This is a genomic window from Streptomyces sp. NBC_00083, from assembly GCF_026343295.1.
Taxonomy (GTDB): Bacteria; Actinomycetota; Actinomycetes; order Streptomycetales; family Streptomycetaceae; genus Streptomyces.
In genome coordinates, this window is the sequence record NZ_JAPELY010000002.1 from 670,450 (window position 1) to 693,508 (window position 23,059).

A 23,059-nucleotide genomic window follows, 5' to 3' on the forward strand; every position below is an offset into this window, starting at 1 on the left:
GGCCTGCCGGAATTCCGCCATTCGTCACGTTGACCGACCTACCCTGGCTGAGCACGCGCAACATCGTCAGCGGAGGGAGCACGGCATGGCCAACCCCGAGGGAGCATTTCCGGCGGAGCAGCGGCTAGAGCAGCGGCTCGGCCCGGTACTGCGCCGCCGCGATCAGGTGCAGGCCGGCACCACGGACCAGCGCCTCCTGGACACCGAGGGCGACTCCCAGTGGGTGCACACCGACCCCTGGCGGGTCATGCGCATCCAGTCGGAGTTCGTCGAGGGCTTCGGCGCCCTGGCCGAACTGCCCAGCGCGATCAGCGTGTTCGGCTCGGCCCGTACGCCGGCCGGCTCGCCCGAGTACGAGGCGGGCGTACGGATCGGACGGGCCCTGGTCGACGCGGGCTTCGCCGTGATCACCGGCGGCGGCCCCGGCGCGATGGAGGCCGCGAACAGGGGCGCGCGCGAGGGCAACGGCGTCTCCGTCGGCCTCGGCATCGAGCTCCCCTTCGAGCAGGGGCTCAACCCGCACGTCGACATCGGGATCAACTTCCGCTACTTCTTCGTCCGCAAGACCATGTTCGTCAAGTACGCACAGGGCTTCGTGGTGCTGCCGGGCGGACTCGGCACCCTGGACGAGCTGTTCGAGGCGCTGACCCTGGTGCAGACCCGCAAGGTCACCCGCTTCCCGATCGTGCTGTTCGGCACGGAGTACTGGGGCGGCCTCGTGGACTGGCTGCGCACCACCGTGATCGCCCAGGGCAAGGCGTCCGAGGGCGACCTGCTGCTCTTCCACGTCACCGACGACGTGGACGAGGCCGTCGCCCTCGTCACCAAGGAGACGGGCCACTAGGACCCGGCGGCCCGCCCGGGGCCGGGCCTCAGGCCAGGCCCCGACGGGCCACCGCCGGCGCGCGGTGGCCCGCGATCGAGGCGACCATGTCGAGGACCTGACGGGTCTGTGCCACCTCGTGCACCCGGTAGATCCGGGCGCCGAGCCACGCGGAGACCGCCGTCGTCGCCAGTGTCCCGATCAGCCGCTCCTTCACCGGCCGGTCGAGGGTCTCGCCGACGAAGTCCTTGTTGGAGAGCGAGACCAGGACCGGCCACCCGGTGTCGGTCATCTCCTCCAAACGCCGCGTCGCCTCCAGGCTGTGCCGGGTGTTCTTCCCGAAGTCGTGCCCGGGGTCGATCATGATCCCGTCCGGCCGCACCCCCAGCTCCGCCGCCCGCTCGGCCAGGCCGACCGTGACCCGCAGGATGTCCGCCATCACGTCGTCGTACGCGATCCGGTGCGGCCGGGTGCGCGGCTCCACGCCGCCCGCGTGGGTGCAGACGAGGCCCGCGCCGTAGCGCGCCGCGACCTCGGCGAGCTTCGGATCGACGCCGCCCCAGGCGTCGTTGAGGACATCGGCCCCGGCCTCGCAGACCGCCGCGCCGACGTCGTGCCGCCAGGTGTCCACGCTGATGACGACCTCGGGGAACCTCTTGCGGACCTCGGCGACGAACCCCACGGTGCGCCGCGCCTCCTCCTCGGCCGTGACCTCCTCGCCGGGGCCCGCCTTCACCCCGCCGATGTCGATGATGGCCGCGCCCTCGGCGACCGCCTGCTCCACGCGGGCCAGCGCGGGTTCGTCGTGGAAGGTCGCGCCCTGGTCGTAGAAGGAGTCGGGGGTCCGGTTCACGATCGCCATGATCACCGGTTCGTCCGCGCCGAATTCGCGCCGGCCAAGCCGCAGCGTGCCGCGGTCCGTTCCGCTGTGCATCCCCTGTGTCCTTTGCTGTGGTCCGGGCCGTTGTCCGCCTGCGACCCTAACTGTCAGTGCCGCATGGCACGATCGGACCCGACAGTTTCCGGCGTCGGGAAGAGGCTCGCTCGTGTTCTGGTTCTTGCTGATCGCGATGGTCGTCGTGGTCACCGCCGTGACCCTCGCCGTGGTGGGCGGCGGCGGGGACGACGCCGCGGTGCTGCCCGAGGCCGAGCCGGAGAACTTGGTCGACCCGCTGCCCGAACACCGCCCGGTGGGCCGGGCCGACGTGGAGGGGCTGCGCCTCCCGGTGGTCCTGCGCGGCTACCGGATGGCCGACGTGGACGACGTGCTGAGCCGCCTCGGCGCGGAGCTCGCCGAGCGCGACGCGCGGATCGCCGAGCTCCAGTCGGCCGCCGCCGGGGGCCGCCCCGCGGCCGTCGCGGGCGCCCAGGACCCCCAGCCGCACCCGTTCGCCCCCGAGCCGCAGCGGCTCGCGCCCGAACCGAACCCCTTCGCCGCGCCCGAGCCGAATCCCTTCGCCGCGCCCGAACCCCACCGGCCCGATGCGGATCCCGGCGCGAGCGGGCCGTCCGACGAGGAGCCGCGGCGATGAGCGGGGCCGTGCCCGGCCCCGACGGGCGGCTGCGCTGCCCCTGGGGGCTGTCCACCGAGGACTACGTGGCGTACCACGACACCGAGTGGGGCCGCCCGGTCCACGGCGACGACGCGCTGTACGAACGGCTCAGCCTGGAGGCCTTCCAGTCCGGGCTCTCCTGGATCACGATCCTGCGCCGCCGCGAGGGCTTCCGGCGCGCCTTCGCCGACTTCGAGATCGCGGCGGTCGCGGAGTTCACCGACGCCGACAAGGAGCGGCTCCTCGGCGACACGGGCATCATCCGCAACCGCCTCAAGATCGAGGCGACCGTCGCCAACGCGCAGGCGCTCGCCGCCTGGTCACCGGGCGAGCTCACCGCCCTCATCTGGTCGTACGCGCCGGACCCGGCCACCCGCCCGGCCCCCCGCACCCTCGCCGACGTCCCGGCCGTCACCGACGAGTCGACGGCCCTGTCGAAGGCCCTGAAGAAGCGCGGCCTGCGCTTCATCGGCCCGACCACGGCGTACGCCCTGATGCAGGCGTGCGGCCTGGTCGACGACCACCTCGCCGACTGCGTGGCACGGGGCGCCGCCTGAGCACCGCCCCGGCCCCGGCCGGTCCGCTCAGCGGCCGACGTACTTCGGCTTCTCCTTGGCGAGGAACGCGGCCACCGCGATGGCGTGGTCCTCGGAGGCACCCGCCTTCGCCTGGAGCTCGTCCTCCTTCTCCAGCGCCTCGGCGAGCGTGTGGCCCGCGCCGTACGCCAGGGAGGCCTTCAGGGCGCCGTACGCCACCGTGGGGCCCCCGGCCAGGGTGCGGGCCACCGCGAGGGCCTGCGCGGCCAGCTCGTCGGCCGGTACGACCTTGTTGACCAGGCCGATCTCGTACGCCTCCTGCGCGGAGATCGAGCGCGGGAACAGCAGCAGATCGGCGGCGCGGGACTGGCCGATCAGGCGCGGCAGGGTCCATGAGACACCCGAGTCGGCGGTCAGGGCGACGCCCGCGAACGAGGTGTTGAACGCGGCGGTGTCCGCGACCACCCGGTAGTCCGCCGCCAGCGCGAAGCCGAGTCCGGCCCCCGCCGCCACGCCGTTGACGCCCGCCACCACGGGCTTCGGCATCCCGGTGAGCGCCGTCAGGATCGGGTTGTAGTGCTCGCGCACGGTGCTCATGGTCTGCCCGGTGCCGGCCTCGCGGTCCGCGGTCAGCGAGGCGACGTGCTCCTTGAGGTCCTGGCCGACGCAGAACGCCCGGCCGGCCGCGGTGAGCAGCACGGCGCGCACCGCGGGATCCGCGGCGGCGGAGCGTACCGCCTCGCGGAGCGCGACCTTCGCCTCGGTGTTCATCGCGTTCATGGCCTCGGGCCGGTTGATCGTGATCGTCGCGAGCCCGTCGCTCACCTCGTAGAGCACGGTGTCGGCCATGGTGGGATCCCCTCCGTCGCGGATGCTGCTTCGTCGTCGTATCCGCTCAGCATGGCGGAGATCACGGCGGCCGGGCATGTGACCTGCGTCAAACAATCCGGGTGCCGGGGGGATCCGGCGGCGGCGAAGTATCGCAGGCGGATCGCCGAATTGTGTGGTTTTGATAGAGCGCGTTGCGCAAGCGATGCGGACCGATGTTGGTCATCGGGTCCTGGGATGCGGGATAATGACCTGGAAGCAATGTGTTCGATGCCGTGACGCGTACCCAATCCCGGGGGCCGTCGGCTGACGATGAGCTGGTTTCAGGAAGGGGAACGAGCATGGCGGCCATGAAGCCGCGGACGGGCGACGGCCCGCTCGAGGTGACCAAGGAGGGGCGGGGCATTGTCATGCGCGTTCCGCTCGAAGGCGGCGGTCGGCTAGTCGTCGAGCTGACTCCGGACGAGGCCGATGCGCTCGGCGATGCCCTCAAGAAGGTCGTCGGCTGAGTTAGCGGGTCCGACGCAGACTCTTCACCGCCCCGGTTCGGTGTGCACGATCGTGCATGCCGTGCCGGGGCGGTGTTGTGCGTGGGGGCGGGCGCTGCGGGTGTGGTGAGTGCGGCAGGGGCCGGACGGTCCCGGCGGGCCCGGGGCGTGAGGGCGCCGGGTCAGCCGCGGCGCACGGCGCAGAGCAGACCGTCGCCGACCGGCAGCAGGGACGCCACCAGCTCGGGGCTCTCGCGCACCGAGCGCAGCAGCTCCCGCAGCCGCAGGACCTCCGGCGGCTGGGCCGCGGAGTCGACGGTGCGGCCGTCCGCGAAGACGCCCTCGAAACAGACGATTCCGCCGGGCCGCAGCAGGCGCAACGATTCAGCGAGCACGTCGAGGGACTCCATGCGGTCACCGTCGCAGAACACCAGGTCGTAGCCGCCGTCCGCGAGTCTCGGCAGGACGTCGAGGGCGCGGCCGGGGATGAAGCGGGCCCGGTTCGTGGCGAAGCCCGCGGCGCGGAACGCCTGCTTGGCGAACTGCTGGCGCTCCGGCTCCGGGTCGACGGTGGTCAGCACGCCGTCCGGCCGCAGCCCTTGCAGCAGATAGATGCCGGAGACGCCGGTCCCCGTGCCGATCTCCGCGACCGCCTTGGCGTCCGCCGTGGCAGCGAGCAGACGCAGTGCGGCGCCCGTCCCCGGGGACACCGAACGCAGGCCTGCCTCCCGGGCCCGGTCACGGGCCCAGCGCAGCGCGTCGTCCTCGGCGACAAAGGCGTCGGCGAACGCCCAGCTCGTCTGCCGGTTGGCGGTAATGGCCCTCTCCTGTCCCCTTGGTTGGCGCAACGGTGACTGTATCCGCTGGAGTCGGGAACCCGCAGATGGGACCGCGCGTTATGCAGGACAGGGGAACCGCGGGGGGAGCACATGGTCGCGATCACGGAAGAGGGGCGGAAGCCGTCCCCAAATGCACGTAAAGATTCTTATCCGGAGCTAACGGGCGAGGTGGCTATGGTAGGGGCTCCACTGGACACCACCAGAGCCGACAGGGGAGGTGCGGCTGCGCCTGTGGATCGGGGAGGAGTGCTGCGGCGCTTTCTCAGGTCGGCGGGTGAGCCGAAATCCGTGACCGACATTGCTGACCGTTCCCGCGCTACCAGCTCCGCAACTACCGCGACGTTCGCCGACGCGGATTCCCAGGCGTGGACTCCCCCTACGTGGGAGGAGATCGTCAGCACGCACAGTGGCCGCGTCTACCGCCTCGCCTACCGTCTGACGGGCAATCAGCACGACGCCGAGGACCTCACCCAGGAAGTCTTCGTCCGCGTCTTCCGCTCGCTGTCGACGTACACGCCGGGCACCTTCGAGGGCTGGCTGCACCGCATCACCACCAACCTCTTCCTCGACATGGTCCGCCGCCGTCAGCGCATCCGTTTCGACGCGCTCGGCGACGACGCGGCGGAGCGACTGCCCAGCCGCGAGCCCAACCCCCAACAGGCGTTCAACGACGCCCACTTCGACGCCGATGTGCAGCAGGCGCTGGACACGCTCGCGCCCGAGTTCCGCGCGGCCGTCGTGCTCTGTGACATCGAGGGGCTCTCCTACGAGGAGATCGCGGCCACCCTCGGAGTGAAGCTCGGCACGGTCCGCAGCCGGATCCACCGTGGCCGCTCCCATCTGCGCAAGGCCCTCCAGCACCGTTCGCCCGAAGCCCGCGCCGAGCAGCAGCGTGCGCTGGCGGGGGTGGCGCCCGGAGCGCTCGGGGTGGCCGGAGAGGGGATGGCGTGAGTGATACGGATCCCACCCCCGCGGAACAGCACCTCGGCGACCGGCTCGCGGCCCTCGTCGACGGCGAGCTGAACCACGACGCACGCGAACGCGTCCTGTCCCACCTGGCGACCTGCGCCAAGTGCAAGGCGGAGGCCGACGCCCAGCGCAACCTGAAGAGCGTCTTCGCGCGCACCGCGCCGCCACCGCCGTCGGAGAACTTCCTCGCCCGGCTCCAGGGGCTGCCCGGCGGCCCCGTGGGAAGAGGCGGTGACGACGACGGCTCGCAGGGACCGTTCGGCGGGGGACACCACGCCGACGGCTTCTTCGGAAGACTCGGCGAGGCGCACCCCGAGCCCGGCGGCCCCGCCGACCCGCGCGTCTCCCGCCCCGGTGACTTCGGATACGTGCCCGCCGGCTCCCACGCCGCGGTCCTGCCCGGCGCGCTGACGGGCGGCTTCCGCATCCACGAGGTGGGCCGCTCCGAGCAGGACCGGCCGGGCTCGCCCTGGCGCGGGCGCAGGTTCGCCTTCGCCGCCGCGAGCGCCGTGTCTCTCGCGGCCATCGCTCTCGGCGGGACGCTTCCGCTCGGCTCGGCCTCCGGTGCCCGCGCGGCGGGCAGCGGCAGCAGTGTCGTGCCGCTGCGTTCCGGCAGCGCCGCGCAGAGCAGCGGCTCCGCCGAGGACCGCCGTCGCGGGGGCGCCACCGCAGGGCTGCTGTCCGCGATGGCGGCCCAGCCCACCGCGCCCGCCACCCCGGGATTCCGCGGGCTGAGCGCGATGCCCGCGCAGAACGGGCCGGTGCGGCCGCTCGGCGGCGCGTTCCCCGTCGGCCGGCTGAACGGCTCGTCCTTGCCGCCGTTGATACGGCCGGCCGTGGCGACGCTCCCGCTCACCACGACCGACCTCACCCAGAGCGTGCTCGCCGCCACCCCGACCGTGACCCCGGCGGCGCCGGTGCGGTCGGCTGCGCCGGTGGCGTCGGGGCTCCCCCTCTACGCCCGGCGCTGACCGCGCCGCGACCCCTGCCGGGGCCGGCCCCGGCAGGGGTCGCCCGTAGGCGCCACGCCCAGCCCGAGCCGGGTCCAGGGGCCGCGCTCTGCCGCCGCCGCGGGCGACCTGGTTGAATCCGGGGAGGGGTGCTCGCCGGAGCACGCGGGTCAGTCGCGGGGAGAGCATGAACGAGCAGCAGCCCACCGGACCGAAGCCCAGGTGGTGGAACCGTCCGTCGACGGGCCACCCCCGCGCCACCGAGCCCGCTCCGGCGACCGGCCCCGCCGAGCCCCTCGACGAGGCACGCCCCGCGCCGGCCGCCGCCGACTCCATCGAGTCACCCGGTCCGGCCGAAGCCCCGGTCGACACCTACGACTTGGCGCCGCCGGCCCCGACCCGCCCCGCCCCCGTGGACGAGGGCGCCGCGGCCCCCGCGGCCGCCGGGACCGCCGCCGCGCCCGGCACCGAGAGCGCACACCTCCCTGCCGTCGACGCCCCCCGCGCCGAGCGGATTGGGCCGCTGCACGCGCCGGATCCCTATGGCACCCCGCCCTACGGCGGGCCCGGACCGTGGGCGCCCGCGCCGCCCGTGCAGCGGCCGGTGCCGACGCCGCCCGGGGGGACGGTGCTGCCGCCTCAGGGCACCTATGCCGCAGCTCAGGCACCAGCCACCCCGGCGCCGCCGTACCCGGGACCCGCCCCGGCGGAGGCCGCACCCGCCGTACCCGGACCCGGCCCGCAGGGCCCGGCGGGTCCCGCCCCGCAGTGGGGCGCGTACGACCCGTGGGGTGCGCCACACGAGCCGTTCAGCGCCGCCGGGCCGGTGCCGGAGCCGAGGAGGCGGCGGCGCGGGGCGCTGCTCGCCGGGGCGGTGCTGCTCGCGCTGGTCGCGGGAGGCATCGGCGGCGGCGTAGGGGCGTACGTGGAGCGCAACGGCAGGCTCACCAGCGTGCACCTGCCGCAGGCCGACAAGGAGCCGCAGGGCCGCGCGCCGGACAGCGTCGCCGGGATCGCCGCGAGCGCGCTGCCGAGCGTGGTCACCATCCATGTCACCGGGGCCACCGAGTCCGGCACCGGTACCGGCTTCGTGCTCGACAACGCCGGGCACATCCTGACCAACAACCACGTCGTGCAGCCCGCCGGCACCTCGGGCAAGATCTCCGTGACGTTCAGCGGCGGCGAGAGCGCGTCCGCGCAGGTGGTCGGGCGCGACGCCGGGTACGACCTCGCGGTCGTCCGGGTCGACGGCGTATCGGGGATGAAGCCCCTGGCGCTCGGCAACTCCGACAACGTGATGGTCGGCGACCCGGTGGTGGCGATCGGGGCGCCCTTCGACCTCTCCAACACCGTGACGTCCGGCATCATCAGCGCCAAGGAGCGCCCCATCACCGCGGGCGGCGAGAGCGGGGACGGCAGCGACGTCAGCTATGTGGACGCGCTCCAGACCGACGCCCCGATAAACCCGGGCAACTCCGGCGGCCCGCTCGTCGACTCCAAGGCGCGCGTCATCGGCATCAACAGCGCGATCCGGTCCGCGGGCAGCGGCAGCACCGAGGCCGGCGGCCAGGCCGGATCGATCGGGCTCGGCTTCGCCATACCGGTCAACCAGGCCAAGCGCGTCGCCGAGGAGCTGATCAACACGGGCCGGGCCACCCACCCGGTGATCGGCGTCACGCTCGACATGAAGTACAGCGGCGACGGCGCGCGCGTCGGCGACAAGGCGAGCGACGGCAAGCCGGCCGTCGTCCCGGGCGGCCCCGGCGACAAGGCCGGCGTCAAGGCGCAGGACGTGATCACCAAGGTGGACGGTCAGCGGGTGCACGGCGGCGAGGAGTTGATCGTCAAGATCCGCGCCCACCGCCCCGGGGACCGGCTGGTTCTGACCGTGCTGCGGGGCGGCACGGAGCGGGAGCTGACCCTGACCCTCGGCTCGGCGTCCTGAGCGCGGGACACCGCCGTACGGGCGGTCCCCGCCCGTCCGGCCCTGTTCCGACGTCCAATGGTCACCCCGGAGGTACCGCGTCGACAGTTCGGCCGGGTACCGTGGAGCGGTCCATGACGGGACGCGGAGCTGAGACCGGGCGCCGGGATCGCGAGCAATGAGAACACGAGGAGCAGCGGGTGTTCACTGACATAGGGCCCATGGAGCTGGGCACCCTCGTAATCCTCGCCGTGCTCATCTTCGGCCCGGACAAGCTGCCCAAGCTGATTCAGGACGTCTCGAACGTGATCCGCAAGGTGCGCTCCTTCTCGGAGAGCGCCAAGCAGGACATCCGGGCCGAGCTCGGCCCCGAGTTCAAGGACTTCGAGTTCGAGGACCTGAACCCCAAGACGTTCGTCCGCAAGCAGCTGATGGAGAACGACGACCTGGGCCTGAAGGAGATCCGCAACAGCTTCGACCTCCGCAAGGACATGGAAGAGGTCGCGGACGCCGTGAACGGCCGCGAGTCCGCCCCGGCCGCCGCGGCGGTCAACGGGTCGGTGAACGGCTCGGGCGGCGGCCCCGACCTGGTCAAGAAGCGTGCTCAGCTCGACCCGGGCGAGCGTCCCCCGTTCGACGCGGACGCCACCTGACGGACGCCGCTCCGCGCCGATACACGCCAATCCCACATGGGCTTTTCCGGCGAGCCGCGATCAGGTGGCTATCCTCCATCTGTCCGGAAGCCAGGACGCCCGAGGGGGGCGGGCCGCTCCGGACGCTACTGATCTAGGAGGCGGCCGGGCAGATGGAGACGACAAGCCGGGCAGCGGGGCAGTCCGCTCAAGGGGCGCCCCAGGGCGCCCAGTCCACACCGGAGGGAGTGCCGGCGGCCCGGCGTATGGTCGACGGCTATCTGCGCGCGCCCTTCCCCTGGTACGGCCTCGACGAGGCGTTCACCGGGCCGCGCTGGCTGATGCAGGTGACCGCGGCCGCCGACGGCACGGTCCAGCACGGCTCGATCGGGCACGGCGACGAGCCGTCGATACGGCCCGAGGCGGCGGCCGTGAGCGACCGTGAGCGGTTCGCGGTGGTCGTGAGCATCCCCGCCACCCCCGTGCGCCGCAGCGGGGACGGTACGGGCGTCCTGGAGGCCACCTCGGTCTCCTCGGCGGCCTGGCTCGCCGGGTCGGGGCTGCTGTCCTTCACCTGGCCCGCGCAGATGGACCACGTGCTGCGCGGCGACTGGCTCGACCAGCAGACCGAGACGGCCTGGGAGCTCGCCGACGACCTGGCGGGGTCCGACTGGTCGACGCTCTCGCTGCCCGTCGACGGCGAGCCGACCGAGTTCCACTACCGCGAGTCCGAGTTCGGCTGGGTCCTCGCGGGCTCCGCGCGCAGCGGTGTGCACCTGGGCGCCTACGGGCGTGGCCTGAGCGCGTACGGGCTCGGATTCTCGGTGATCGAGGACCTCGCCTCGTACGCGTGAGGCCGGCCCGGCACCCTCACGCGTGAGGGTCGCCCGGTGACCGCATCCAGGCACGCGTGAGGGGCGCCCGCAATGGCGGGCGCCCCTTACCGCTGCCGATACCGGCCACCGCGGCCGTACGCGGCCTAGAACTTGTTGCGCGGGGTGATCCCGAGCGACATGCCCGACAGGCCGCGGGCGCGGCCGCCCAGCTTGCCCGCGATGGCGCGCAGCGCGGCGCCGGCGGGGGAGTCGGGGTTGGACAGGACGACGGGCCTGCCGTCGTCGCCGCCCTCGCGCAGCCGCACGTCGATCGGGATGGAGCCGAGCACCGGCACGGTGGCGCCGGTCGTCTTGGTCAGGCCGTCGGCGACCTTCTGGCCGCCGCCCGTGCCGAACACGTCGACCATCTCGTCGCAGTGCGGGCAGGGCAGACCCGCCATGTTCTCGACGACGCCGACGATCTTCTGGTGGGTCTGCACGGCGATGGATCCGGCCCGCTCGGCGACCTCGGCGGCGGCCTGCTGCGGGGTGGTCACCACGAGGATCTCGGCGTTGGGCACCAGCTGGGCCACCGAGATCGCGATGTCACCGGTGCCCGGCGGCAGGTCGAGCAGGAGCACGTCCAGGTCGCCCCAGTACACGTCCGCGAGGAACTGCTGGAGCGCGCGGTGCAGCATCGGGCCGCGCCACACGACCGGGGCGTTGCCCGGCGTGAACATGCCGATGGAGATGACCTTCACGCCGTGCGCGGACGGCGGCATGATCATGTTCTCGACCTGGGTGGGCTTCCCGTCGGCGCCCAGCATGCGGGGCACGGAGTGACCGTAGATGTCCGCGTCCACGACGCCGACCTTCAGGCCGTCCGCCGCCATCGCGGCCGCCAGGTTGACCGTCACCGAGGACTTGCCCACGCCGCCCTTGCCGGAGGCGACCGCGTACACGCGGGTCAGCGAGCCGGGCTGGGCGAAGGGCACCTCGCGCTCGGCGGTGCCGCCGCGCAGCGCGGACGCCAGGTCCTTGCGCTGCTCGTCGCTCATCACGTCGAGCGTCACGTCGACGCGGCTGACGCCCTCGACCCGCTCGACCGCCTCCGTCACGTTCTTCGTGATGGTCTCGCGCATCGGGCAGCCGGAGACGGTCAGGTACACCGTGACGGCAACCGCCCCGTCCGTCCCGATCTCCACCGATTTGACCATGCCGAGCTCAGTGATCGGTCGGTGGATCTCGGGGTCGTTCACCGTCGCCAGTGCCTCAAGCACCGCGTCTTCCGTAGCCATACGGTGATGGTACGGCGCTTACCGCACGGTACGGAAAGCCCTGTCAGCGGTCGCCTTCGTCACGTCCGTGGGCGCGCTCGTGCGGGAATACGTTCCGGCGCTCGTCCATCTCCTTGACCAGGTCCTGGAGTTCGGAGCGGATCCAGTCGCGGGTGGCCACCTCGCCGAGGCCCATGCGCAGCGCCGCGATTTCCCGGGTGAGGTACTCGGTGTCGGCGATGGACCGCTCGTTCTGCTTGCGGTCCTGCTCGTGGGTGACCCGGTCGCGGTCGTCCTGCCGGTTCTGCGCGAGCAGGATCAGCGGGGCCGCGTACGAGGCCTGGAGGGAGAGGGCGAGCGTGAGGAAGATGAACGGGTAGTTGTCGAAGCGCAGGCTGCCCGGCGCGAAGATGTTCCAGGCGACCCACAGGATGATGATCAGGGTCATCCAGACGATGAACCGTCCGGTGCCGAGGAAGCGCGCGATCCGCTCGCTGAACCGGCCGAACGCCTCCGGGTCCCACTCCGGCAGCAGCCGCCCCCGCCCCGAGCGCGGCTGGTCGAGCCGGGCGCGGCCGCGCGTCACGGCGCTCGCGCCGCTCGCCCGGGTGCGCTCGTCCGTGCGGTCAGTGCCGCCCATCCGGCACCCCCTCGGGACCGTGGAACTCCGTCTCGCGCCAGTCGTCGGGCAGCAGGTGGTCGAGTACGTCGTCGACGGTGACCGCGCCGAGCAGGGAGCCGCTGTCGTCCACCACGGGCGCGGCCACCATGTTGTACGCGGCGAGGAAGCTGGTCACCGACGGCAGCGAGGCGTTCGGCGGCAGCGGTTTCAGGTCGCTGTCCACCACCGAGCTGACCAGCGTGAACGGCGGCTCCCGCAGCAGCCGCTGGAAGTGCACCATGCCGAGGTACTTGCCGGTCGGCGTCTCGTCCGGCGGCCGGCAGACGTAGACCTGTGCGGCGAGCGCCGGCGAGAGGTCCTGCTGGCGCACCCGGGCCAGCGCGTCGGCGACCGTGGCGTCGGGGCGCAGCACGATCGGCTCGGTCGTCATCAGACCGCCCGCCGTGCGCTCCTCGTACGACAGCAGCCGGCGCACGTCCGCCGCGTCGTCGGGCTGCATCAGGGTGAGGAGGCGCTCCTTGTCCTCCTCGGGCAGCTCCGAGAGCAGGTCGGCGGCGTCGTCCGGGTCCATCGCCTCCAGGACGTCGGCGGCCCGCTCGTCCTTCAGCTTGCCGAGGATCTCGACCTGGTCGTCGTCGGGCAGCTCCTCCAGGACGTCGGCGAGCCGGTCGTCATCGAGGGCGGCGGCCACCTCGGCGCGCCGCTTGGGGGAGAGGTGGTGCATGACGTTGGCGAGGTCCGCGGGGCGCAGCTGCTCGAACGTGGCGACGAGGTTCTCGGCGCCCTGCCCGTGCTCCTCCAGCGAGAACCCGGTGACGGCCGACCACTCCACGGTGAGCGTCTCGCCCTTGCGCCGCAGCGCGCCCGACTTGCCGCGGCGTACGAAGACCTTGTCGATCTCCCAGTCGCGACGGGCCGGGAGCTGCTGGATCGCCACGTCGAGCACGGTGACCTGCTCGCCGCTCTCGACCAGCGTGACCCGCCGGTCCAGGAGTTCGCCCAGCACCAGCCGCTCGGTGGGACGCTGCTCGAACCGGCGCAGGTTGACCACGCCCGTGGTGATGACCTGACCGGACTCCACGCCGGTGACCCGGGTCATCGGCAGGAAGATGAGCCGGCGGCTCACCACCTCGACGACGATGCCGAGCAGCCTCGGGGGCCGGCGGCCGACCCGCAGCATCGCCACCAGGTCGCGCACCCGGCCGACCTGGTCGCCGTTGGGGTCGAAGACGGCGACACCGGAGAGGTGGGAGACGAAGACCCGGGGGGCGCCTGCCGCCATGTGAGCGCCTCCTTCTGTTCCGGGTGTCCCGCGCGTGTCCCACGTGCCGCGATGCACCGCGCGACAAGGGCTTCAGGCTAGCCGGTGGTCGCACGGTACGCCCTTGCGGGTCGTCCGTACGGCGCCCCGGCGGGCGGCGGCGACCGTGCGGGTAGGGTGCGGTCTGCCGACCCCCACATCCATGCGAGAGGCAGTGCGCAGGTGACCTCGCCATCCCCCCGGTCCCCGCGGGTACGGGCCCGCCGGGCCGCCCTGTCCCTCGTGCTGTGCGCGGGGCTCGCCGCGGGCCTCACCGCGTGCGGCTCGGATCCGGACGAAGGGACCAACGGAGTCGGCAAGCTGTCCGCCCCCGAGATCGAGGACAAGGCGCGGGCCGCGGCCGACGGCGCGGACGCGGTGCGCCTGTCGGGCACGCTGGTCAGCAAGGGCGGCTCGTACAAGATCGACATGAAGCTGAAGAGCAGCGGCGCCACGGGCACGGTCACCTCGCAGAAGAGCACGTTCGGGCTGCTGCGGGTGGGCGAGGACCTGTTCCTGAAGGCGGACGCCGGGTTCTGGGCGCGGGGCGACTCCGGCGGCGCGAGCGCGGCCGCGGGCAAGCTCGACGACAAGTACGTCAAGGTGCCGTCGCGCGACCCGGCCTATCTGCAACTGCGCGGGTTCACCGAGAAGACGGTGCTGCTCAAGGGTGTGCTCGGCCTTGAGGGCACGCTCTCCAAGGGCGACCGCTCCGAGGTCGGCGCGGTCCGTACCGTACGGATCGAGGCGGGCAAGGACGGCGAGGGCGGCACCCTCGACGTCTCCCTCAAGGGCACGCCCTACCCCCTGCGCTTCGAGCGGGCCGGCGGGGCGGGCGTCCTCGAACTGGCCGACTGGAACAAGGACTTCACGCTGGCGCCGCCGGCCAAGGACGCCACCGTGGACTACGGCAAACAGCTCCCGACGACCTAGGCCCGCGGAACCTGAACCGGGGCTCAGCGCCGCTTGCGCTTGAACAGCAGCTTGGGCAGCGCGGCCGGCACCGGGTGCCGGGTCGTGGCGGGGGACGCCACCGGGGCCGCCGCGAGCGAGCCCTCCGGGGCCGGCGCCAGGGGGCCCTGCGGCGTCAGGCTCAGCAGGCGGCACTCGGCCGCCCAGCGCGCCGGCATCGCCTCGCCGTCGGGCGCGTTGAGCCGCTTGCCCTTCAGCTCCGCCACCGCCGTGTCCCACGCGGGGGAGCCCGACGGGATCTCGCGGACGCGGGCCTCCCAGGTCACCAGGCGCCCGCCCTTGTCCTTGGAGCGGACGAGCACCTGCGCCGTGCCGCCGTCCGCGAGGCCGTCGAGCGGCTGCTCGCCCGGTCCGCCGCCCACGACGTACGCGGCCCCGTCGATCCACGCGTGCCACAGGGCCCGCTCGGCCACCCCGGTGCCGCGCACCCAGATGAGCCCCGACTTCTTGGTGGCCTCCTCGACAAGGGCCTGGTCGAGCAACGTCTGCGTCATGGGCACCACAGTAGAGGCCCCGCAGAATAGTCAGTTCCGTAATCCCGCCATGGCCCTTACGCTGCGCCCGTGACCACTGCCACCACCCCCGCGCCGCAGCTCGCCGCGCCCCGCACCGACTTCGTACTGCTCGGAGTCGCCATCGCCGGCGTCTCCCTGTCCGCGCCGCTGATCGCCGCGACCGCCGCGCCCGCGCTCGCCGTCGCGTTCTGGCGCAACGCCTTCGCGGTGGGCGCCCTGACGCCGGTGGCCTGGTTCAGGTACCGGGCGCGGCTGCGCGCCCTGACCCGGCGCGAGGTGAGCCTGACGGTCGGCGCGGGCGCCCTCCTCGCGCTGCACTTCGCGCTGTGGCTGCCGAGCCTGAGCATGACGTCCGTCGCCTCCTCGACCGCGCTGTGCACCACCACGCCGATCTGGACGACCCTCGCGCTGCGGCTGCGCGGACACCGGCCCCCGGCCCTGGTGTGGAGCGGCACGCTGGCCGCCTGCGTGGGCGTCATGATGCTCACCGGCGTCGACCTCAGCCTGTCGCCGCGCGCCCTCGCCGGGGACGCGCTCGCCCTCGGCGGGGGCATCGCGGCCGCCGGGTACGTGCTGCTCGGCGCCGAGGTCCGCAGGAGCGTGGACACCGTGCCGTACACCTACCTCTGTTACGGCACGGCCGCCGCCGGGCTCCTGGCCGCGTCCCTCCTCAGCGGCGCCGACCTCACCTCGTACTCCGGTGCGACCTGGGTGAAGCTCGCCGTGCTCACGCTCGCCGCCCAGCTGATCGGGCACTCGCTGCTCAACCGCGTGGTGGCGAACCTGGGCGCGTCCGTCACCTCCACGGCGATCCTGCTGGAGACCCCCGGCGCCGCCCTCATCGCCGCGCTCTGGCTCGGCCAGCAGCCCCCGGCGCTCGCCTACCCGGCGCTGCTGGTGATCATGGCCGGACTCGCCCTCGTCGTCCGGGCGGGCCGCGCCAACTGACCTCTCAGAGCCAGCCGTTGCGCTTCAGGGTGCGGTGGATGACGAGGCAGGCCACGGCCACCAGGCCCATCGAGATCGGGTAGCCGTACTTCCAGTGCAGCTCCGGCATGTGGTCGAAGTTCATGCCGTACACGCCGCAGACCATCGTCGGGACGGCGATGATGGCGGCCCAGGACGTGATCTTGCGCATGTCCTCGTTCTGCGCGACGGAGGCCTGGGCGAGGTTGGCCTGGAGGATCGAGTTGAGCAGTTCGTCGAAGCCGACGACCTGTTCCTGTACGCGGGCGAGGTGGTCGGCCACGTCACGGAAGTACTTCTGGATGTCCGGGTCGACCAGGCGCATCGGGCGCTCGCTCAGGAGCTGCATGGGACGGAGCAGCGGCGAGACCGCGCGCTTGAACTCCAGCACCTCGCGCTTGAGTTGGTAGATCCGGCCGGCGTCCACGCCGCGCGGGCTGCCCTTGGCCGGGGCCGAGAACACCTCGATCTCGACCTCGTCGATGTCGTCCTGCACCGCGTCCACGACCGCCAGATATCCGTCGACCACCTGGTCGGCGATGGCGTGGAGGACGGCGGAGGGGCCCTTGGCGAGGAGTTCGGGGTCGCTCTGGAGCCGGTTGCGCAGCGCGCGCAGCGAGCCCTGGCCGCCGTGCCGCACGGTGATGACGAAGTCCCGGCCGGTGAAGCACATCACCTCGCCGGTCTCGACGACCTCGCTGGTCGCGGTGAGCTCGGCGTGCTCCACGTAGTGGATCGTCTTGAAGACGGTGAACAGGGTGTCGTCGTACCGCTCCAGCTTCGGCCGCTGGTGCGCGTGGACCGCGTCCTCCACGGCGAGCGGGTGGAGCCCGAACTCGGCCGCGATACCGGCGAATTCGGCCTCGGTCGGCTCGTGCAGGCCGATCCACGCGAAGCCCCCGTCCTCGCGCACCCGGCGCATCGCCTCACGCGGCGTCAGGCACACCGGCTCTTGCGTGGACGCGCCGGCCGGCGCCGGGACGCACTGCGGGGACTGCACGCGCCGCCCGTCGCGGTAGACCGCGCAGTCCACGACGGCGCTGCTCGCCGACGGGTCGCGGGTGGTGTCGTAGCCGTTGTACGGGGTGCTGGTCTTGCGCAGTGCGGGGCGGACCACGGCGCGCAGGTCACGGATCATCGACATGGCAGGACTCCTTCACGGAGGGCCGTCGCAGGGCGTGACGCTCTGGAACTGCCCGGAATGAGGACGTGCTGCGGCGAAGGAGACCGAGGGGCGAAGGGCCCCGTAAGGCGTCAATTGCACACGTTCGCAAAGCGGGCGGCACCACAGGGGCACGCGCGGACGGCGTTCGCTACTGAAACGGACAAGGCGAGGCGATGTGCTCTTCCGTTGGGCGAAACGCCATGAGACTCAGGTGTTTCCGGGCGCGGAGGCCGGGTAAAGAGGCTCTCGGATCACCGAGAGATTCAGATCACCGGGAACAACGCAGCCGTGCGGAAGAGCGGTTGGTACTGCCAGGCCGACTTCGATCCATCGCAGCCCCACCTCCTCCAGCCGGTCCCCCGTGGGGAACTTCCTGCTGTCCCGAACAGCGGCCAAGACTATCAGCCCACCGTTGCGCAAGCCCCCTCTTTGCCGCTTGCATACGCCTTCTATGCTCGGCCCATGGTTGATGTTCTTGCTCTGGTTGAGGCCCGGCTGCGCACCGCGCTGGGCGAGCCGGACGCGCGCGCCGCGGTCACCTTTCTCGGTACGGACCGGATCGAGGTGCTGCGGTTCACCGAGGGCGACATCGTCCGGTACGCGACCCTCGGCATGTCCGCCCAGCCGATGGCCGATCCGACCGCCGCGCTCGCCGACCCGGTCAAGGGCCCGCGGGCCGAGCTGATCCTGTCCGTGCGGGCCGGGCTCGCCGATACCGACAAGGTGCTCCGCGCGCTCGCCGTGCTCGCCGCGTCGCCCCAGGTGGAGGGTGTGGTGGTGGCCCCGGGCGCCTCGCTCGACACCGGCGAGGCGCTGTGGCCCGGCGCCCCCTTCACCTCGGTCCTGGTGGCCGAGCCGGGCGGCCTCGTCGAAGACCTGGAGCTGGACGAGCCGATGGATCCGGTCCGGTTCCTGCCGTTGTTGCCGATGACTGCGAATGAGGCGGCGTGGAAGCGGGTGCGGGGGGCGGAGGAGCTGCAGGAGCGCTGGCTCGCCCAGGGCACGGACCTCCGCGACCCGCTCCGCCCGTCGGTCCCCCTGACCTGACCCCGCCACACCTGGGGCTCCGCCCCAGACCCCGTGTCGCGCCTTGAGGGCGCTCGTCCTCAATCGCCGGACGGGCTGGGGTTGCCCGGGGTGGGCATGCCGCCCAGGCCGACCCACCTAGGGGCGCGGGGAACTGCGCGAGACGCAGGCACGGTCCGCAGACGGAAGCGGGGTTGCCCGGGGCTCCGCCCCAGACCCTGTTCGCGCCCGAAAGGCGCTCGTCCTCAATCGCCGGACGGGCTGAGGTGGCCCGCATGGGCCGGGGTCGAGCAGTCGGGCGGGCTGAGGATGGGCATGCTGCCCGGCACCCATGCCGCCAGGGGCGCGGGGAACTGCGCGAGAAGCGGGCACGGTCCGCATCCGAAGGCGGGGTTGCCTGGGGCTCCGCCCCAGACCCCGGTTCGGGCCTGAACGGCCCTCGTCCTCAATCGCCGGACGGGCTGGGGTGGCCTCTGCTGGGCCGGGGTCGGGCAGCCGGACAAGCTGGGGTGGCTCCGTAGGCCGGGGTCGGGCGGCCGGACAAGCTGGGGTGGCCTCCACAGGCCGGGGTCGGGCAGCCGGGCCGGGGGCTCAGTTCGCGAACGCCGAGACCCCGTCCTCGGCCGCATGCGCCGGCCGCAGCTCCTCCGCCTCGTGCGTGAGCGACGCCCGCCGCACCCACACGATCACCGCGCCGACGACCGCCGCCACCGCCGCCACCACGAACGGGACGTGGATGTCGCTCCACTCCTCGATCTTCGGTGCGAAGTACGGCGCCGCGGCCGCCGCGAACCAGCGGACGAAGTTGTAGCCCGCGCTCGCCACCGGCCGGGGCGCGTCCGAGACGCCGAGCGCCAACTCCGTGTAGACGGTGTTGTTGAGGCCGATGAACGCGCCGGAGGCGACCGTCGCCGCCACCGCCGTCGTGTGGCTGCCATAGCCGAGCACGACCAGGTCCGCCGCGAGCAGCACCAGCGATCCGCCGAGCACCTTCAGGGAGCCGAACCGCTCCTGGAGCCGCGGCGCGACGAGCACCGAGAACACCGCGAGCAGCACGCCCCAGGCGAAGAAGACGCCACCCGACTTGTACGGCGACATGTTCAGGACGAACGGGGTGAAGGCGAGGACCGTGAAGAACGCGTAGTTGTAGAAGAAGGCGGACGCGGCCGCCGAGGCGAGCCCGCCGTGGCCGAGCGCCTTGATCGGGTCGAGCAGCGAGGTCTTGCGCGCCGGCTTCGGCTGCTCCTTCAGGAACGCCGTGATCGCGATGAAGCCGATCGCCATGAGCGCCGCGGTGCCGAAGAAGGGGTAGCGCCACTTCATGTCGCCGAGGATCGCGCCGAGCAGCGGCCCGCACGCCATGCCGAGTCCGAGCGCGGACTCGTAGAGCAGGATCGCCGCCGCGCTGCCGCCGGCCGCCGCGCCCACGATGACGGCGAGCGCCGTGGAGACGAACAGCGCGTTGCCCAGCCCCCAGCCGGCCCGGAAGCCGACGAGTTCGCCCACCGAGTTCGACGTGCCGGCGAGCGCCGCGAAGACGACCACCAGGGCGAGCCCCACAAGCAGGGTCTTCTTGCCGCCGATCCGGCTGGACACGAACCCCGTGACCAGCATCGCGACGGCGGTGATCAGGAAGTACGAGGTGAAGAGCAGGGACACCTGGCTCGGCGTGGCGTCCAGGCCCTTGGCGATGGAGGGCAGAATCGGGTCGACCAGTCCGATGCCCATGAAGGCGACGACGGAGGCGCCCGCGGTCGCCCAGACCGCCTTGGGCTGACGCAGCAGACTGCCGGCTCCCGCGCCCGCGCCTTCGTCGAGTGGGTCCTTTACTTGCCGCATGGCCGCTCCCGCTTCCCTTGAGTTCCCTTGAGGGGTGATCACAAGATCGTTGTGCAATACACACGATAACTTAGCAAGGCTAATGACTGCAACGTGAAACTACTTTTTCGTGCCTCCGTGCGACGAACCCGGCGGCCTCCGGACGGGTGATCGTCCTTGACGGGGCGACGGCCGGGGAGGAGCGTGGGGCCTTATGAGGGGCGAACCCAGTTGCCCGAAGTGCGGAGGCCGGGTCAGGGCGCCCGGTCTCTTCGCCGACACCTGGCAGTGCGATGTCCACGGCCCGGTCCAGCCGCTCCAGCCGATCCTGCCGCCGAGCGTCGAGGGCCTCGAAGTCGTCGTCCGCAGATCACAGGTGCCGGTGTGGATGCCCTGGCCGCTCCCGGTCGGCTGGCTGTTCACCGGCGTCGGGTACGCGGGTGACGACCGCAGCGGAGGCCGCGCCACCGCCGTCGCGTGCTCGGGCCCGGGGCCCCTCGGCGGTCTGGGGGAGCTGATCCTGGTCGCGGAGGAGCTGGGCGTCGGGCTCGGCGCCCGTTTCGCGGGCATCGAGGGACCCGACCCCGGCCCGTACATGAACGTCGACAAGCCCCCGCACACCAAGGTCCTCGCGGCCGGCCGCCCCACCCCGCTGTGGCACGTCACCCGGACCCCGGACGACCGCGCGGTCTTCGCGGGCGAGGCGTGCGGCCTGTGGCTGTGGGCGATCGTGTGGCCCGAGCAGTCGGGTCTGCTGATGTACGACGAACTCGTCCTGACCGACCTGCGCGACGCGGGCGCCGAAGTCGAACTCGTGCCGTGCGGGGCCCTCACCCCGCGCATCCTGTCCTGACGTCCCCGCGCGCCACCTCCCCGGCGCGTCCGGCCCCGCCCGCGCCCCGCGCGCCCCGTCCCGGCGGCGCGCCCACGCGGGCGGCGGGGCGCGGGCGGGCGGTTATCCTTGACTGTCCCCTGATCCGCCCTTATGCCCTGGAGTACGCGTCGTGCGCATCGATCTGCACACCCACTCCACGGCGTCGGACGGCACGGACACCCCCGCCGAACTGGTCCGCAACGCGGCGGCCGCGGGGCTCGACGTCGTCGCGCTGACCGACCACGACACCACCCGGGGATACGCCGAGGCCATCGCCGCCCTCCCCGACCTCGACCTCACCCTCGTCACCGGCGCCGAACTCTCCTGCCGCGTCGACGGCATCGGCCTGCACATGCTGGCCTACCTCTTCGACCCCGAGGAGCCCGAGCTCTCCCGCGAGCGCGAGCTCGTGCGCGACGACCGGGTGCCGCGCGCCCAGGGCATGGTCGCCAAGCTCCAGGAACTCGGCGTGCCCCTCACCTGGGAGCGGGTCGCGCGGATCGCGGGCGACGGCTCGGTCGGCCGCCCGCACGTCGCGGAGGCGCTCGTCGAACTCGGCGTGGTCGCCTCCGTCTCCGACGCGTTCGTGCCGGAGTGGCTCGCCGACGGTGGCCGCGCCTACGTCGGCAAGCACGAGCTCGACCCGTTCGACGCGATCCGCCTCGTCAAGGCCGCGGGCGGCGTCACCGTCTTCGCGCACCCGCTCGCCCACAAGCGCGGCCAGGTCGTGCCCGAGTCGGTCATAGCGGAACTGGCCGCCGCCGGGCTCGACGGCATCGAGGTCGACCACACCGACCACGACGCCCCCACCCGGACCCGGCTGCGCGCCCTCGCGGGCGACCTGGGGCTGCTGACCACCGGCTCCAGCGACTACCACGGCAGCCGCAAGACCGTACGGCTCGGCCAGTGCACCACCGACCCCGAGATCTACGGCGAGATCACCCGCCGCGCCACCGGGGCCTTCCCCGTGCCCGGCGCGGGCGGAAGCGACCGCCCGTAGCGGGAGCCGCCCTCCCGCCCGCGGGGTATCACCCCGCACCCCCCCTTCACTCACCCCCGGCCGCCGCCGTGCGACCCCGGGGGCCGTGCCCGGCCGTCCCGCGCGCCACGCGGCGCCCGGCCCTCCCTCCGTACACCCCTCATCCTGCAAGGCTCACCGTGTTCGACGCTGCCGTTTTCGGCTCCCTCTTCCTCACCCTGTTCGTCATCATGGATCCCCCCGGGATCACGCCGATCTTCCTCGCGCTCACCGCGGGCCGGGCCGCCAAGGTCCAGCGCAGGATGGCCTGGCAGGCCGCCGCCGTCGCACTCGGAGTGATCACGCTCTTCGGCCTCGTCGGGCACCAGATCCTCAGCTATCTGCACATCGACGTGCCCGCGCTGATGATCGCGGGCGGCCTGCTGCTGCTCCTGATCGCGCTCGACCTGCTCACCGGCAAGACCGACGAGCCCCAGCAGACCAAGGACGTCAACGTCGCGCTCGTGCCGCTCGGCATGCCGCTGCTCGCCGGCCCCGGCGCGATCGTCCAGGTGATCCTCGCGGTGCAGAACCACGACTCGTTCTCCGGCCAGGTCTCGGTCTGGGCCGCGATCATCGCCATCCACGTCGTGCTGTACGTGACCATGCGGTACTCGCTGCTGATCATCCGCGTGATCAAGGACGGCGGCGTCGTCCTGGTGACCCGGCTCGCCGGCATGATGCTCTCCGCCCTCGCGGTGCAGCAGATCATCAACGGCGTCACCCAGGTCATCCACGGCGCCTGAGGCCCACGCCCCCGTACATGCGGAAGCGCCCCCGTACATCCGTGTACGGGGGCGCTCTTCACATACGGCACCCGCCGCCGGTCTTCACCGGGCGAGCGGGAGCGCTACCTCTGACGCGCACTGCCTCGACGCGTACTGCTTCGGACGCGTTACGAGGCCGCGGATTCGGCCGGGCGGATGTAGATGCGCTGGCCCATTGCGGCGGCCTGCTGCACGATCCGGTTGACGGAGGCGGCGTCCACGACGGTGGTGTCAACGGCGATACCGTCGACGTCGTCCAGGCGCATGATTTCGAAGCGCAAGGCTTCTCCCTTCGTCTGATCCTCCTGCTAGGAGAACTACTGGTGCGGGGGGCTGATGCTCAGCCTGCTCCCGCGAGGCGTCGGGGCGGTTGCCCGCCCGT

The 23,059-nt window shown here is 72.6% G+C and carries 25 protein-coding genes; 15 read left to right on the forward strand and 10 right to left on the reverse strand.

What is annotated here, in order from left to right:
- The first annotated feature begins 85 nt into the window (after nt 1–85).
- Nucleotides 86–844, forward strand: coding sequence for a TIGR00730 family Rossman fold protein (locus tag OOJ98_RS19475; RefSeq protein WP_267056201.1), 759 nt, complete (start codon nt 86–88; stop codon nt 842–844).
- A gap of 28 nt (nt 845–872) precedes the next feature.
- Here OOJ98_RS19475 and folP read toward each other — a convergent pair whose 3' ends face one another.
- Nucleotides 873–1,757 carry a dihydropteroate synthase gene (gene folP, locus OOJ98_RS19480; RefSeq protein WP_267056202.1) on the reverse strand — a complete coding sequence of 295 codons (885 nt, stop codon included), beginning with the start codon at nt 1,755–1,757 and terminating at the stop codon, nt 873–875.
- 112 nt (nt 1,758–1,869) lie between these two features.
- On the opposite strand from folP, the gene OOJ98_RS19485 reads away from it, so the two are divergent.
- Complete coding sequence (locus tag OOJ98_RS19485) at nt 1,870–2,355, forward strand: hypothetical protein (protein ID WP_267056203.1); 486 nt, start codon at nt 1,870–1,872, stop codon at nt 2,353–2,355.
- A complete protein-coding gene (locus OOJ98_RS19490; RefSeq protein ID WP_267056204.1) occupies nt 2,352–2,933 on the forward strand; it encodes a DNA-3-methyladenine glycosylase I in 582 nt (193 codons plus the stop codon). Before OOJ98_RS19485 ends, OOJ98_RS19490 begins: the two co-directional genes overlap by 4 nt.
- Nucleotides 2,934–2,960: 27 nt before the next feature.
- On the opposite strand, the gene OOJ98_RS19495 is transcribed toward OOJ98_RS19490, so the two are convergent.
- Nucleotides 2,961–3,761, reverse strand: a complete 801-nt coding sequence (locus OOJ98_RS19495; protein ID WP_267056205.1) for an enoyl-CoA hydratase/isomerase family protein — start codon at nt 3,759–3,761, stop codon at nt 2,961–2,963.
- 320 nt (nt 3,762–4,081) lie between these two features.
- Here OOJ98_RS19495 and OOJ98_RS19500 point away from each other — a divergent pair, with 320 nt between their 5' ends.
- Nucleotides 4,082–4,249, forward strand: a complete 168-nt coding sequence (locus tag OOJ98_RS19500) for a DUF3117 domain-containing protein (protein ID WP_003966491.1) — start codon at nt 4,082–4,084, stop codon at nt 4,247–4,249.
- Nucleotides 4,250–4,410: 161 nt separating this feature from the next.
- Here the strand turns inward: OOJ98_RS19500 and OOJ98_RS19505 are convergent, their stop codons facing one another.
- On the reverse strand, nt 4,411–5,076 hold the full coding sequence (locus tag OOJ98_RS19505) for an O-methyltransferase (RefSeq protein WP_267056206.1): 666 nt from the start codon (nt 5,074–5,076) through the stop codon (nt 4,411–4,413).
- Between the two features lie 165 nt (nt 5,077–5,241).
- Between OOJ98_RS19505 and sigE the strand changes: the two genes are divergently transcribed.
- The 5 genes from sigE to OOJ98_RS19530 all read left to right on the forward strand — a co-directional run bounded on the left by sigE (nt 5,242) and on the right by OOJ98_RS19530 (nt 10,396).
- Complete coding sequence (gene sigE, locus OOJ98_RS19510) at nt 5,242–6,018, forward strand: RNA polymerase sigma factor SigE (RefSeq protein WP_267056207.1); 777 nt, start codon at nt 5,242–5,244, stop codon at nt 6,016–6,018.
- Nucleotides 6,015–7,007 (forward strand): anti-sigma factor, encoded by a 993-nt coding sequence (locus OOJ98_RS19515; RefSeq protein ID WP_267056208.1) that lies wholly within the window; start codon nt 6,015–6,017, stop codon nt 7,005–7,007. Before sigE ends, OOJ98_RS19515 begins: the two co-directional genes overlap by 4 nt.
- Before the next feature lie 166 nt (nt 7,008–7,173).
- Nucleotides 7,174–8,931, forward strand: coding sequence for a S1C family serine protease (locus OOJ98_RS19520; RefSeq protein WP_267056209.1), 1,758 nt, complete (start codon nt 7,174–7,176; stop codon nt 8,929–8,931).
- 179 nt (nt 8,932–9,110) lie between these two features.
- Nucleotides 9,111–9,563, forward strand: a complete 453-nt coding sequence (locus OOJ98_RS19525; RefSeq protein WP_267056210.1) for a sec-independent translocase — start codon at nt 9,111–9,113, stop codon at nt 9,561–9,563.
- A 152-nt stretch (nt 9,564–9,715) separates the two neighbouring features.
- Nucleotides 9,716–10,396: a hypothetical protein gene (locus tag OOJ98_RS19530; RefSeq protein ID WP_267056211.1), complete on the forward strand. Its 681-nt coding sequence runs from the start codon at nt 9,716–9,718 to the stop codon at nt 10,394–10,396.
- A gap of 125 nt (nt 10,397–10,521) precedes the next feature.
- On the opposite strand, the gene OOJ98_RS19535 is transcribed toward OOJ98_RS19530, so the two are convergent.
- From OOJ98_RS19535 to OOJ98_RS19545, 3 genes are read right to left on the reverse strand one after another with little or no spacing between them, the layout of a single operon-like run.
- Entirely contained in the window at nt 10,522–11,655 is a 1,134-nt protein-coding gene (locus OOJ98_RS19535; protein WP_267056212.1) for an Mrp/NBP35 family ATP-binding protein, read from the reverse strand.
- 43 nt (nt 11,656–11,698) lie between these two features.
- A complete protein-coding gene (locus tag OOJ98_RS19540) occupies nt 11,699–12,274 on the reverse strand; it encodes a DUF1003 domain-containing protein (protein WP_267056213.1) in 576 nt (191 codons plus the stop codon).
- Entirely contained in the window at nt 12,261–13,538 is a 1,278-nt protein-coding gene (locus OOJ98_RS19545) for a CBS domain-containing protein (RefSeq protein ID WP_267056214.1), read from the reverse strand. The genes OOJ98_RS19540 and OOJ98_RS19545 overlap by 14 nt, the downstream gene beginning before the upstream one ends.
- A gap of 201 nt (nt 13,539–13,739) precedes the next feature.
- Here OOJ98_RS19545 and OOJ98_RS19550 point away from each other — a divergent pair, with 201 nt between their 5' ends.
- Nucleotides 13,740–14,489, forward strand: coding sequence for a hypothetical protein (locus OOJ98_RS19550; RefSeq protein ID WP_267056215.1), 750 nt, complete (start codon nt 13,740–13,742; stop codon nt 14,487–14,489).
- A gap of 23 nt (nt 14,490–14,512) precedes the next feature.
- Here the strand turns inward: OOJ98_RS19550 and OOJ98_RS19555 are convergent, their stop codons facing one another.
- On the reverse strand, nt 14,513–15,022 hold the full coding sequence (locus OOJ98_RS19555; protein ID WP_267056216.1) for a hypothetical protein: 510 nt from the start codon (nt 15,020–15,022) through the stop codon (nt 14,513–14,515).
- A 69-nt stretch (nt 15,023–15,091) separates the two neighbouring features.
- On the opposite strand from OOJ98_RS19555, the gene OOJ98_RS19560 reads away from it, so the two are divergent.
- Nucleotides 15,092–15,991, forward strand: a complete 900-nt coding sequence (locus OOJ98_RS19560; protein ID WP_267056217.1) for a DMT family transporter — start codon at nt 15,092–15,094, stop codon at nt 15,989–15,991.
- Between the two features lie 4 nt (nt 15,992–15,995).
- On the opposite strand, the gene OOJ98_RS19565 is transcribed toward OOJ98_RS19560, so the two are convergent.
- On the reverse strand, nt 15,996–17,153 hold the full coding sequence (locus OOJ98_RS19565; RefSeq protein ID WP_267056218.1) for a magnesium and cobalt transport protein CorA: 1,158 nt from the start codon (nt 17,151–17,153) through the stop codon (nt 15,996–15,998).
- A gap of 483 nt (nt 17,154–17,636) precedes the next feature.
- Between OOJ98_RS19565 and OOJ98_RS19570 the strand changes: the two genes are divergently transcribed.
- A complete protein-coding gene (locus OOJ98_RS19570; RefSeq protein WP_267056219.1) occupies nt 17,637–18,221 on the forward strand; it encodes a suppressor of fused domain protein in 585 nt (194 codons plus the stop codon).
- 570 nt (nt 18,222–18,791) lie between these two features.
- On the opposite strand, the gene OOJ98_RS19575 is transcribed toward OOJ98_RS19570, so the two are convergent.
- On the reverse strand, nt 18,792–20,039 hold the full coding sequence (locus tag OOJ98_RS19575) for an MFS transporter (RefSeq protein WP_267056220.1): 1,248 nt from the start codon (nt 20,037–20,039) through the stop codon (nt 18,792–18,794).
- 193 nt (nt 20,040–20,232) lie between these two features.
- Between OOJ98_RS19575 and OOJ98_RS19580 the strand changes: the two genes are divergently transcribed.
- From OOJ98_RS19580 to OOJ98_RS19590, 3 genes are all read left to right on the forward strand, one after another.
- Complete coding sequence (locus OOJ98_RS19580; protein ID WP_267056221.1) at nt 20,233–20,871, forward strand: DUF6758 family protein; 639 nt, start codon at nt 20,233–20,235, stop codon at nt 20,869–20,871.
- A gap of 151 nt (nt 20,872–21,022) precedes the next feature.
- Entirely contained in the window at nt 21,023–21,892 is an 870-nt protein-coding gene (locus tag OOJ98_RS19585; protein WP_267056222.1) for a PHP domain-containing protein, read from the forward strand.
- A 158-nt stretch (nt 21,893–22,050) separates the two neighbouring features.
- Entirely contained in the window at nt 22,051–22,656 is a 606-nt protein-coding gene (locus tag OOJ98_RS19590) for a MarC family protein (protein ID WP_267056223.1), read from the forward strand.
- A gap of 149 nt (nt 22,657–22,805) precedes the next feature.
- On the opposite strand, the gene OOJ98_RS19595 is transcribed toward OOJ98_RS19590, so the two are convergent.
- Entirely contained in the window at nt 22,806–22,958 is a 153-nt protein-coding gene (locus OOJ98_RS19595) for a hypothetical protein (protein ID WP_267056224.1), read from the reverse strand.
- Between the last annotated feature and the right edge of the window lie 101 nt (nt 22,959–23,059).

Coding starts and splice junctions, on each gene's coding strand:
- OOJ98_RS19475 (WP_267056201.1), top strand. CDS start 86: ATGGCCAACCCCGAGGGAGCATTTCCGGCGGAGCAGCGGCTAGAGCAG.
- folP (WP_267056202.1), bottom strand. CDS start 1,757: ATGCACAGCGGAACGGACCGCGGCACGCTGCGGCTTGGCCGGCGCGAA.
- OOJ98_RS19490 (WP_267056204.1), top strand. CDS start 2,352: ATGAGCGGGGCCGTGCCCGGCCCCGACGGGCGGCTGCGCTGCCCCTGG.
- OOJ98_RS19495 (WP_267056205.1), bottom strand. CDS start 3,761: ATGGCCGACACCGTGCTCTACGAGGTGAGCGACGGGCTCGCGACGATC.
- OOJ98_RS19500 (WP_003966491.1), top strand. CDS start 4,082: ATGGCGGCCATGAAGCCGCGGACGGGCGACGGCCCGCTCGAGGTGACC.
- sigE (WP_267056207.1), top strand. CDS start 5,242: ATGGTAGGGGCTCCACTGGACACCACCAGAGCCGACAGGGGAGGTGCG.
- OOJ98_RS19520 (WP_267056209.1), top strand. CDS start 7,174: ATGAACGAGCAGCAGCCCACCGGACCGAAGCCCAGGTGGTGGAACCGT.
- OOJ98_RS19530 (WP_267056211.1), top strand. CDS start 9,716: ATGGAGACGACAAGCCGGGCAGCGGGGCAGTCCGCTCAAGGGGCGCCC.
- OOJ98_RS19535 (WP_267056212.1), bottom strand. CDS start 11,655: ATGGCTACGGAAGACGCGGTGCTTGAGGCACTGGCGACGGTGAACGAC.
- OOJ98_RS19540 (WP_267056213.1), bottom strand. CDS start 12,274: ATGGGCGGCACTGACCGCACGGACGAGCGCACCCGGGCGAGCGGCGCG.
- OOJ98_RS19545 (WP_267056214.1), bottom strand. CDS start 13,538: ATGGCGGCAGGCGCCCCCCGGGTCTTCGTCTCCCACCTCTCCGGTGTC.
- OOJ98_RS19555 (WP_267056216.1), bottom strand. CDS start 15,022: ATGACGCAGACGTTGCTCGACCAGGCCCTTGTCGAGGAGGCCACCAAG.
- OOJ98_RS19565 (WP_267056218.1), bottom strand. CDS start 17,153: ATGTCGATGATCCGTGACCTGCGCGCCGTGGTCCGCCCCGCACTGCGC.
- OOJ98_RS19570 (WP_267056219.1), top strand. CDS start 17,637: ATGGTTGATGTTCTTGCTCTGGTTGAGGCCCGGCTGCGCACCGCGCTG.
- OOJ98_RS19575 (WP_267056220.1), bottom strand. CDS start 20,039: ATGCGGCAAGTAAAGGACCCACTCGACGAAGGCGCGGGCGCGGGAGCC.
- OOJ98_RS19580 (WP_267056221.1), top strand. CDS start 20,233: ATGAGGGGCGAACCCAGTTGCCCGAAGTGCGGAGGCCGGGTCAGGGCG.